Here is a 9,962-nt window from a genome sequence, read left to right as displayed (position 1 = left end):
TCAACCAGCAGAACCCCGAGAAGTTCGCGCGCACCCTCACCTATTACGACTACCTGAGCCAGGCCCGCCTGGAGCAGCTGCGCAGCTTCAACGAGCCGAGCAGCGCGGCCAGCGCAGCGGCCACACCCAGGCCGCCGACGAGGATCAGCACATCGGACAGCTTCACCGTTCGCCCCCCGCGCACTCCGGTCACACTCCGGCCAACGGAAGCGCCACCCGTCGCCCCGCCCGAACTTCGCGGCCTCATCATCGCGTACGGGCTTGCTGCATTCGTGCGCCATGCGATCAGTAGCGTACGACCTCGAATTCCGGGAGCGGTCCGGCCGCATACGTGACTGGGGGGGCGGGGCCCCGAAGCGGCCCACCACCTGACACCACCGCGAAAGCCACTCCCGGAGCCCGCCCGTGGTCAGCCCGCCATCTCCCAGACCACGAACTCCGTCCCCGTGGCCGCGACCGCCTCCAGCCCCTGCGCGCCCGTGATCCGGGCCGCGTCCCCCGGGCCCAACTCCTTCCCGCCCACCTCGACTCGCCCCCGCACCACATGCACGTACAGGCGCACCGCGTCCGGCAGCGCCGTGCGCTCGCCCTCCGCGAGCCGCCGCACGCGCAGCACCGCACCAGCCGCAGGCAGGGCGTACGGGGTCGCGTCGGCGAAGCCGGGGACGACCGTGTACGAGGGTTCGCCGCCCGAGTCCAGGGGGGCCAGCCACATCTGGAGGAAGGTCAACGGGGCCTCGCCGTCGTTGCGTTCGACGTGGCGGACTCCGGCGGCGGCGCTCAGGTGGGCCAGGTCTCCGGCGCGTACCACGGTGGAGTGGCCCGCCGAGTCGCGGTGGGTCAGCTCGCCCTCCACCACCCAGGTGACGATCTCCGTATGGCTGTGCGGGTGCTCGTCGAAGCCCGCGCCGGGGACGAGGCGCTCCTCGTTGCAGGCCAGGATCGGGCCGAAGCGGAGGTTGTCGGGGTCGTAGAAGGGGCCGAAGGAGAGGGCGTGCCGGGTCTCGATGCCGGCGTCCGGCTCGCCGCCCCGGTAGCGGTCCTCGGACCTGTGTACGGAAATCACCCGGCCACGGTAGCCCGGTGCCCGCCTTTCCGGGAGCGGCGGCCACCGGGCAGCGTGCTCCCGTACGGACCAGGCCGCGTGCTCCCGTACGCAGCAGAACGAACGCTCCCGTACGGACCGGGCCGGGCGCCCCGTACCGACCGGGCCGCACGCCCCCGTACCGGCCAGTAGGCGAGACCCTCGCCCCACCCCACCGATCCAGCGGCCCGATAAGGCAGTCTTGTCCTCGTGCCCCGACCCGATCCTGAGCATTCCGCCGCCCGCGACGCCCACCTGCATGCCGCGACCCTGAAACGGCTGGAGCAGTCCGCCAGCCGGCTGGCCGCGAACGCGATCGCCCGCATGGACGAATCGCTGCCGTGGTACCGGGCGATGCCCCCGGAGAACCGGTCCTGGATCGGCCTGGTCGCCCAGGCCGGTATCGCGGCGTTCACCGAGTGGTTCCGGCATCCCGAGACCCCGCAGGCCATCTCGACCGATGTGTTCGGCACCGCCCCTCGCGAGCTGACACGAGCGATCACGCTGCGGCAGACCGTCGAGATGGTGCGGACCACGATCGAGGTCATGGAGGCCGCGATCGAGGAGGTGGCGGCGCCCGGCGACGAGTCGGTGCTGCGGGAGGCGCTGCTCGTCTACGCGCGCGAGATCGCCTTCGCCACCGCCCAGGTCTACGCCCAGGCCGCCGAGGCCCGGGGCGCCTGGGACGCCCGGCTGGAGTCGCTGGTGGTGAACGCGGTGCTGTCCGGGGAGGCCGACGAGGGGGCCGTGTCCCGGGCCGCCGCGCTCGGCTGGAACTCGCCCGAGCACGTCTGCGTGATCCTCGGCACCGCGCCCGACGGGGACAGCGAGCTGACCGTGGAGGCGATCCGGCGCGCCGCCCGGCACGCGAAGCTCCAGGTCCTCACCGGGGTCCTCGGCAACCGGCTCGTCGTCATCGCGGGCGGCAGCGACAACCCGCTCCAGGTCGCCAAGGGCCTGATCGGGCCGTACGCGGCCGGGCCGGTCGTCGCCGGGCCCGTGGTGCCGGACCTGCTGGCCGCCACCCGGTCCGCGCAGGCCGCGGCGGCCGGGCTGAAGGCGTGCCTGGCGTGGCAGGACGCGCCGCGCCCGGTGCTGGCGGACGATCTCCTGCCGGAGCGAGCGATGGCCGGGGACCCTGCCGCGCGGGACCAGTTGGTGGAGGAGATCTACAGACCGCTGGAGGAAGCCGGTTCGGCGCTTCTGGAGACCCTGAGCGTCTATCTGGAGCAGGCGAGCAGTCTGGAGGGGGCCGCGCGGATGCTTTTCGTGCACCCCAACACCGTGCGCTACCGGCTACGACGTGTGACCGACGTCACCGGGTGGTCTCCCTCCGATGTGCGCTCCGCGTTCATCCTGCGGATCGCCCTGATTCTGGGGCGCTTGGCCGCGGCGGATCCTCAGTCCTAGACTTTTGTCGGACTTCAACAATTCCCCTGACGGTTCTTCGTCCCTGTCCCCACGGGCGTGCGGAGCCGTCCACAAGAGAGAGTGTGAGGGTGCTCGTACTCGTCGCTCCCGGCCAAGGCGCTCAGACGCCCGGCTTCCTGACTCCCTGGCTCGACCTCCCCGGCGCCGCCGACCGCATCGCGGCCTGGTCCGACGCCATCGGGCTCGACCTTGCCCACTACGGCACGCAGGCCGACGCGGACGCGATCCGCGACACGGCCGTGGCCCAGCCGCTCCTCGTCGCCGCCGGGCTGCTCTCGTCGGCGGCCCTGGGCGCGACTGCCGACGTCGTCGCGGGCCACAGCGTCGGTGAGATCACCGCCGCCGCGATCGCCGGTGTCATCGACGACGAGGCGGCGCTCCGCTTCGTCCGCACCCGGGGGCTCGGCATGGCCGAGGCCGCCGCGGTCACCGAGACCGGTATGGCGGCCCTGCTCGGCGGTGACCCCGCCGTGACGGTCCCGCACCTGGACAAGCTCGGGCTGACCCCCGCCAACGTCAACGGGGGCGGCCAGATCGTCGCCGCCGGCACCGCGGCCCAGATCGCCGCCCTGGAGGCCGACAAGCCCGAGGGCGTGCGCCGGGTCGTCCCGCTGAAGGTGGCGGGCGCGTTCCACACGCACCACATGGCCCCGGCCGTGGAGAAGCTGCGCGCGGCCGTCGGGGACCTCACGGTCACCGACCCGGCCGTGACGTACGTCTCCAACGCCGACGGCCACACGGTCGCCACCGGCACCGAGGTCATCGCCCGGCTGGTCGGTCAGGTCGCGAACCCGGTCCGCTGGGACCTGTGCATGGAGACCTTCCAGAAGCTCGGCGTCACCGCGCTGGTGGAGCTGAGCCCCGGCGGCACCCTCACCGGGCTCGCCAAGCGGGCGCTGCCCGGTGTGAAGACCCTCGCGCTCAAGACCCCCGACGACCTCGACGCCGCCCGCGCGCTCATCTCCGAGCACGCGGGCGCCTAAGGAGCCCGAGAGCATGTCGAAGATCAAGCCCAGCAAGGGCGCCCCGTACGCACGGATCATCGGGGTCGGCGGCTACCGCCCGACCCGGGTCGTGCCGAACGAGGTGATCCTCGAAACGATCGACTCCTCCGACGAGTGGATCCGCTCCCGTTCCGGCATCGTCACCCGCCACTGGGCCTCCGAGGAGGAGACCGTGGCCGCGATGTCGATCGAGGCGTCCGGCAAGGCCATCGCCGACGCCGGCATCACGCCCGAGCAGATCGGCGCGGTCGTCGTCTCGACCGTCTCGCACTTCAAGCAGACCCCGGCCGTCGCCACCGAGATCGCCCACAAGATCGGCGCGGGCCGGCCCGCCGCCTTCGACATCTCGGCCGGCTGCGCGGGGTTCGGCTACGGCCTGACCCTCGCCAAGGGCATGATCGTCGAGGGCTCGTCAGAGTATGTACTTGTCATCGGCGTGGAGCGGCTCAGCGACCTGACCGACCTGGAGGACCGGGCGACGGCCTTCCTGTTCGGTGACGGCGCGGGCGCGGTCGTCGTCGGCCCCTCCCAGGAGCCGGCCATCGGCCCGACCGTGTGGGGTTCCGAGGGCGACAAGTCCGAGACCATCAAGCAGACGGTGGCCTGGAACGACCTGCACGTCGGTGACGTCTCCACGCTGCCGCTCGACTCCAAGGGCGAGATCAAGTTCCCCGCCATCACGCAGGAGGGCCAGGCGGTCTTCCGCTGGGCCGTCTACGAGATGGCGAAGGTCGCCCAGCAGGCGCTGGACGCGGCCGGGATCGCCCCGGAGGACCTGGACGTCTTCATCCCGCACCAGGCCAACATGCGGATCATCGACTCGATGGTGAAGACCCTCAAGCTGCCGGAGCACGTCACGGTCGCCCGTGACATCGAGTCCACCGGTAACACGTCCGCCGCCTCGATTCCGCTCGCGATGGAGCGGCTCCTGGCGACCGGTCAGGCGAAGAGCGGCGACACCGCGCTCGTCATCGGCTTCGGGGCGGGTCTCGTCTACGCCGCTACGGTCGTTACCCTCCCCTAGGCACACCGGACCTTTTGGTCCGTACGCACGAACCCTGAAGAAACCACCGAAGGAGCGCCAAGATGGCCGCCACGCAGGAAGAGATCGTCACCGGTCTCGCCGAGATCGTCAACGAGATCGCCGGGATCCCGGTCGAGGACGTCCAGCTGGACAAGTCCTTCACCGACGACCTGGACGTCGACTCGCTGTCCATGGTCGAGGTCGTCGTCGCCGCCGAGGAGCGCTTCGACGTCAAGATCCCCGACGAGGACGTCAAGAACCTCAAGACGGTCGGCGACGCCGCCGACTACATCCTGAAGCACCAGGGCTGATCCCAGCCCGGCTGTGTCGCCACCCGGCGGTGGCGCCGCTGATTCACGACCCTCTACACGTGGAGAAGATTTTCCAGTGAACTCGACCAATCGCACCGTGGTCGTCACCGGTATCGGCGCAACCACTCCGCTGGGTGGCGACTCCGCATCGACCTGGGAAGGTCTGATGGCCGGCCGGTCCGGCGTCAAGCCTCTCGAAGGCGAGCGCTTCGCCGAACTGCCCGTCCGGATCGCCGCCCTCGCGGCCGTCGATCCGGGCGACGTACTGCCCCGCCCGCTCGCCCGCAAGCTGGACCGCTCGGCGCAGTTCGCGCTGATCGCGGCCCGCGAAGCCTGGGCGGACGCGGGCTTCACCGCCAAGGCCGGCGAGGACGAGACCATCGCCCCCGAGCGGCTCGGCTCGGTCATCGCCTCCGGTATCGGCGGCGTGATCACCCTGCTCGACCAGTACGACGTGCTGAAGGAGAAGGGCGTACGCCGCGTCTCCCCGCACACCGTTCCCATGCTCATGCCCAACGGCCCGGCGGCCAACGTCGGCCTGGAGGTCAACGCCCAGGCCGGTGTCCACACGCCGGTCTCCGCCTGCGCCTCGGGCGCGGAGGCGATCGGGTACGCCGTCGAGATGATCCGTACCGGCCGGGCCGACGTGGTCGTCGCCGGCGGCACGGAGGCGGCGATCCACCCGCTGCCGATCGCGGCGTTCGCCAACATGATGGCGATGTCCAAGAGCAACGACGAGCCGGAGAAGGCCTCGCGCCCGTACGACACGGCCCGTGACGGCTTCGTCCTCGGTGAGGGCGCGGGCGTCGTCGTCCTGGAGTCGGCCGAGCACGCCGCCAAGCGGAACGCGAAGATCTACTGCGAGGTGCTGGGCCAGGGCCTGTCGGCCGACTCCCACCACATCGCGCAGCCCGAGCCGACCGGCCGGGGCATCGCCGCCGCGATGCAGAACCTGCTGGACACCAGCGACCTCAAGCCGTCCGAGGTGGTCCACCTCAACGCGCACGCCACGTCCACCCCGCAGGGTGACATCGCGGAGATCAAGGCGCTGCGGAAGGTCCTGGGCGACGATCTGGACCATGTCGCGATCTCGGCGACGAAGTCGATGACGGGTCACCTGCTGGGTGGCGCGGGCGGTATCGAGACCGTCGCCACCGTGCTCGCGCTGCACCACCGGATCGCTCCGCCGACGATCAACATCGACGACCTCGACGAGGCGGTCGAGGCGGACGTCGTGCGCGGGGAGCCGCGCGCGCTGCCCGAGGGGCCGATCGCGGCGATCAACAACTCGTTCGGGTTCGGCGGGCACAACGTGGTGCTGGCGTTCCGGTCCGTATGACGGGGCGGCCGTCCGCCTGACTTCCGCTGTACGTGGTGAAGCCCGCTTCCCGGGGTCCGGGGAGCGGGCTTCTGCGTGTGCGGGCCTTTTCGGGGCTCCGCCCCGGACCCCCGCTCCTCAACCGCCGGAAGGGCTTGGTCCTGCTCCCCGATCACCGGAGAGGTGAGGGCCCGCGGCCGGCAGGGCAAGGAGTGGGAGCGTGGCGGCTAGACGACCTGGTGGAGCCAGCGGACCGGGGCTCCCTCGCCCGCGTGGCGGAAGGACTCCAGCTCGTCGTCCCAGGGCTTGCCCAGGAGGGAGGCGATCTCCGCCTCCAGGTCGCTCTCGCCGCGCGTCGAGCGGGCCAGGGCGGCGCGCAGGCGGTCCTCGGGGATCAGGATGTCACCGTGCATGCCGGTCACGGCGTGGAAGATGCCGAGGCCGGGGGTGGAGCTGTAGCGCTCGCCCTCGGCGGTGGGGCAGGGCTCGGCGGTCACCTCGAAGCGCAGCATGTCCCAGCCGCGCAGGGCGGAGGCGAGCTGCGAGGCGGTGCCGGCGCGGCCCTTCCAGGAGAATTCGGAACGCCAGGTGCCGGGGGCGGCCGGCTGTCTGATCCAGTCCAGCTGGACCCGCACACCGAGGACGCCCGCCACTGCCCATTCGACATGTGGACACAGCGCGCGCGGTGCGGAGTGAACGTACAGGACTCCACGTGTCGTCACCGGAACCTCCCGTGTGGGACGAGGTACGCCTTCCCCAGCGGCCTCGCGCCCGAACCGCCTCTTTTCGGCCGGCTCCCGAGGTTGTCATCAGTAAACAGCATCGGGAGTTAATCTCCTGAAAAGGGACAGTGTGTGACGTGACGTAATGTACCGGAGCCCCCCGTCATGACGAGGTCGCAAGCGGTGCCACTGGTTCGACGGGGAAAAGCTACCGTGCGCCGGGGCCGTCCGTGTGACGTACCGTCGGTCCCGTACCCCTGATTCGCCTGCTTTCACCCGCCAGGGCGTGCACGCCCGCGACCTGGGGATCGTGGGCGTGCCGGGGGCATGACCACAGGCATAGGCCAGGGGCCGACCGGAGGGGATCTGCGCATGCCGGAGCGTACGGAACGGCCTCGGACGCGTCACGCGGGGGCCGCGCTGACGGCGCTCTCGCTGGTCGGCGTCGCCGCGCTGGCCGGATGCGGCGGTGGGGGATCGGGGGAGGCGTCGGGTGACGGCGTGTCACGGAACGCGCCCGCCGCTTCCTCGCCCGCCGCGCCGCCGACGCCGTCCCCCACTCCCCCTTCCGCCTCATCGCCCTCCCCCACCTCCACCTACGCCTCCGGCTGGAACCCGAGTCCGGGGTCGGTCGCGGCGGTCGGGGACTCCATCACCCGGGGCTTCGACGCCTGCTCGATGCTGGCGGACTGCCCCGAGGTGTCCTGGGCGACCGGCAGCGACAGCCAGGTGCGGAGTCTCGCCGTACGGCTGCTCGGCGCGACGAAGGCGGCGGAGCGCAGCTGGAACCACGCGGTGTCGGGGGCCCGGATGGTCCAGCTGCCGGAGCAGATGGCGCTGGCGGCGAAGGAGCGGCCGGAGCTGGTCACGGTGATGATCGGCGCGAACGACGCGTGCCGGGACTCGGTGCGGCTGATGACGCCCGTGGCGGACTTCCGGGCGTCGTTCGAGGCGTCGATGCGGCAGCTGCGGGACGGGGCGCCCGAGGCGCAGGTGTACGTCTCCAGCGTGCCGGACCTGAAGCGGCTCTGGTCGACGGGGCGGCTGAACGAGACGGGCAAGAGCATCTGGAGCCTCGGCATCTGCCGGTCGATGCTGGCCGACGCCGACGACCTGGGGCCCGCGGCCGTGGCGCGGCGGAACGCGGTGCAGGAGCGGGTGGTGGCGTACAACGAGGTGCTGCGGGACGTCTGCGCGAAGGACCGGCTCTGCCGGTACGACGGCGGGGCGGTCTTCGGCTTCCGCTTCACCGGGACCCAGCTCAGCCCGTGGGACTGGTTCCACCCCAGCCGCGACGGCCAGGCCCGGCTGGCGGAGATCGCCTACCGCAACGTCACGGCGGCCGAACGCCCCGCGTAGGGTCCTGCCTTATGAGCATGGGCACGACCGAACGCCCCGCGTAGGGTCCTGCCCTGTGAGCACGGGTACGACGACACGCACGGACACGGAAGAGTTCGGCGCGCTCGCGGACGGCTCGCCCGTCCGCCGGTGGGCGCTGGAGCGGGGCGGGGGCCGCTTCGCCGCCGAGCTGTACGACGCCGGGTCCGGGCGCGTGCTGGCCGTGCGGACCACCGAGCCGGGGCTCCGGCTCTGCACGGCCGACCACTTCGGCGGACGGCCGTCCGTGCCGTGCGCCGGGATCGCGCTGGAGACCCAGCACTTCCCGGACTCCCCGAACCTGCCGGAGTTCCCCAGTGCCGTGCTCCGGCCCGGCGAGGAGTTCACCTCCCGTACGGAGCACGCGTTCCCGGTGCGCTGAGGCCCTGGGTCGGCGGCGCGCTGAGGCCCCGGGTCGGCGGCCCGCTGGTGCTCCCGGGACGCCGGCCCCTGGCCGCTCCCCACGGGTGGCGGGATCCCGCTCTCCCCGTTCACCATGGGGAGCGTGATGTGCCAGTCGGCGACCGAGGGCGGTTGATCATGACAACAGTGGAGCGGAAGCCCGGTACTCCGGCCGCCGAGGACGCCGCCCCGCTCGTCTCGCCGGTCAACTCCCACAACGAGTGGGACCCGCTGGAGGAGATCATCGTCGGGCGGCTCGACGATGCGACGATCCCGTCCAGCCATCCGGTGGTCTCCTGCAACATCCCGCCGTGGGCGGCCCGTCTCCAGGGGCTCGCCGCCGGTCGCAAGTACCCGCGCCGACTGATCGAGCCGGCCCAGGAGGAGCTGGACGGGTTCGTCTCGCTCCTGCGCTCCCTCGGCGTCACCGTCACCCGTCCGGACGCGGTCGACCACCGGCAGCGGTTCGCCACCCCCGGCTGGTCCTCGCGGGGCTTCTGCAACACCTGCCCGCGCGACAGCATGCTGGTGATCGGCGACGAGATCATCGAGACCCCGATGGCCTGGCCGTGCCGGTACTTCGAGACGCACTCCTACCGCCGGATCCTCAAGGACTACTTCCGGCGCGGGGCCCGCTGGACGTCCGCGCCGAAACCGCAGCTCACCGACGAACTCTTCGAGAAGGAGTTCCGCACCCCCGGGGCCCATGAGCCCATGCGGTACATCCTCACCGAGTTCGAGCCGGTGTTCGATGCGGCCGACTTCGTACGGGCGGGGCGCGACCTGTTCGTGACGCGCTCCAACGTCACCAACGCGATGGGCATCGAGTGGCTGCGCCGCCACCTCGGCCCCGGCTACCGCATCCACGAGATCGAGAGCCGCTGTGTGACGCCCATGCACATCGACACGACGTTCCTCGTGCTGGCGCCCGGCAAGGCGCTGGTCAACCCCGACTACGTCGACGTCGACCGGCTGCCCGCCGTCCTGGACTCCTGGGACATCCTGGTCGCCCCCGAGCCCGATCCCATCGACGAGCGGCTGCTGCGGATGACCTCGATGTGCGGCAAATGGCTCAGCATGAACATCCTCATGGTCGACGAGAAGCGGGTCATCGCCGAGCGCCACCACACCGGGATGCTGCGCGCGCTCGAACAGTGGGGGTTCGAGCCGATCCCGTGCGACCTGATGCACTACGCGCCGTTCGGCGGCTCCTTCCACTGCGCGACGCTCGATGTGCGGCGGCGCGGGACGCTGGAGTCCTACTTCGGCTGACCGCCCCCGCTCCTGCT

At 71.5% G+C, this 9,962-nt stretch carries 10 protein-coding genes and 1 pseudogene; 9 read left to right on the top strand and 2 right to left on the bottom strand.

Annotated elements, in window-relative coordinates; translation table 11 throughout:
* The coding region (locus AB0917_RS22575) for a hypothetical protein (protein WP_366821417.1) at positions 1 to 335 on the top strand (335 nt) is incomplete at its 5' end.
* A gap of 74 nt (positions 336 to 409) precedes the next feature.
* Here the strand turns inward: AB0917_RS22575 and AB0917_RS22570 are convergent.
* Entirely contained in the window at positions 410 to 1,066 is a 657-nt protein-coding gene (locus tag AB0917_RS22570; protein WP_366821416.1) for a pirin family protein, read from the bottom strand.
* Positions 1,067 to 1,294: 228 nt separating this feature from the next.
* On the opposite strand from AB0917_RS22570, the gene AB0917_RS22565 reads away from it, so the two are divergent.
* The 5 genes from AB0917_RS22565 to fabF all read left to right on the top strand — a co-directional run bounded on the left by AB0917_RS22565 (position 1,295) and on the right by fabF (position 6,193).
* Positions 1,295 to 2,494: a helix-turn-helix domain-containing protein gene (locus tag AB0917_RS22565; RefSeq protein WP_366821415.1), complete on the top strand. Its 1,200-nt coding sequence runs from the start codon at positions 1,295 to 1,297 to the stop codon at positions 2,492 to 2,494.
* An 89-nt stretch (positions 2,495 to 2,583) separates the two neighbouring features.
* Positions 2,584 to 3,498 carry an ACP S-malonyltransferase gene (locus AB0917_RS22560; protein ID WP_366821414.1) on the top strand — a complete coding sequence of 305 codons (915 nt, stop codon included), beginning with the start codon at positions 2,584 to 2,586 and terminating at the stop codon, positions 3,496 to 3,498.
* Between the two features lie 13 nt (positions 3,499 to 3,511).
* A complete protein-coding gene (locus tag AB0917_RS22555; protein ID WP_366821413.1) occupies positions 3,512 to 4,543 on the top strand; it encodes a ketoacyl-ACP synthase III in 1,032 nt (343 codons plus the stop codon).
* A 62-nt stretch (positions 4,544 to 4,605) separates the two neighbouring features.
* Positions 4,606 to 4,854, top strand: coding sequence for an acyl carrier protein (locus tag AB0917_RS22550; RefSeq protein ID WP_014045780.1), 249 nt, complete (start codon positions 4,606 to 4,608; stop codon positions 4,852 to 4,854).
* Positions 4,855 to 4,930: 76 nt separating this feature from the next.
* Positions 4,931 to 6,193: a beta-ketoacyl-ACP synthase II gene (gene fabF / locus AB0917_RS22545; RefSeq protein WP_366821412.1), complete on the top strand. Its 1,263-nt coding sequence runs from the start codon at positions 4,931 to 4,933 to the stop codon at positions 6,191 to 6,193.
* Between the two features lie 206 nt (positions 6,194 to 6,399).
* Here the strand turns inward: fabF and AB0917_RS22540 are convergent, their stop codons facing one another.
* Positions 6,400 to 6,894 carry a DUF3145 domain-containing protein gene (locus tag AB0917_RS22540; RefSeq protein ID WP_053561392.1) on the bottom strand — a complete coding sequence of 165 codons (495 nt, stop codon included), beginning with the start codon at positions 6,892 to 6,894 and terminating at the stop codon, positions 6,400 to 6,402.
* 372 nt (positions 6,895 to 7,266) lie between these two features.
* Between AB0917_RS22540 and AB0917_RS22535 the strand changes: the two genes are divergently transcribed.
* The 3 genes and pseudogenes from AB0917_RS22535 (at position 7,267) to AB0917_RS22525 (ending at position 9,945) form a co-directional block, all read left to right on the top strand.
* On the top strand, positions 7,267 to 8,253 hold the full coding sequence (locus AB0917_RS22535; RefSeq protein WP_366821411.1) for an SGNH/GDSL hydrolase family protein: 987 nt from the start codon (positions 7,267 to 7,269) through the stop codon (positions 8,251 to 8,253).
* A gap of 160 nt (positions 8,254 to 8,413) precedes the next feature.
* A pseudogene (locus tag AB0917_RS22530) lies at positions 8,414 to 8,653 on the top strand (galactose-1-epimerase); the annotation flags it as partial.
* Between the two features lie 158 nt (positions 8,654 to 8,811).
* Positions 8,812 to 9,945: an amidinotransferase gene (locus AB0917_RS22525; protein WP_366821410.1), complete on the top strand. Its 1,134-nt coding sequence runs from the start codon at positions 8,812 to 8,814 to the stop codon at positions 9,943 to 9,945.
* Positions 9,946 to 9,962 lie beyond the last annotated feature (17 nt).

Source organism: Streptomyces sp. NPDC007346 (genome assembly GCF_040703535.1).
Classification (GTDB): domain Bacteria; phylum Actinomycetota; class Actinomycetes; order Streptomycetales; family Streptomycetaceae; genus Streptomyces.
The sequence above is the reverse complement of the archived record's forward strand: the minus strand, read 5'-3'. Positions and strand labels throughout refer to the sequence as shown.

Excerpts from the sequence above, each read along its gene's own strand:
- AB0917_RS22555 (WP_366821413.1), top strand. The coding sequence starts at position 3,512 with ATGTCGAAGATCAAGCCCAGCAAGGGCGCCCCGTACGCACGGATCATC.
- AB0917_RS22550 (WP_014045780.1), top strand. The coding sequence starts at position 4,606 with ATGGCCGCCACGCAGGAAGAGATCGTCACCGGTCTCGCCGAGATCGTC.
- AB0917_RS22535 (WP_366821411.1), top strand. The coding sequence starts at position 7,267 with ATGCCGGAGCGTACGGAACGGCCTCGGACGCGTCACGCGGGGGCCGCG.
- AB0917_RS22525 (WP_366821410.1), top strand. The coding sequence starts at position 8,812 with ATGACAACAGTGGAGCGGAAGCCCGGTACTCCGGCCGCCGAGGACGCC.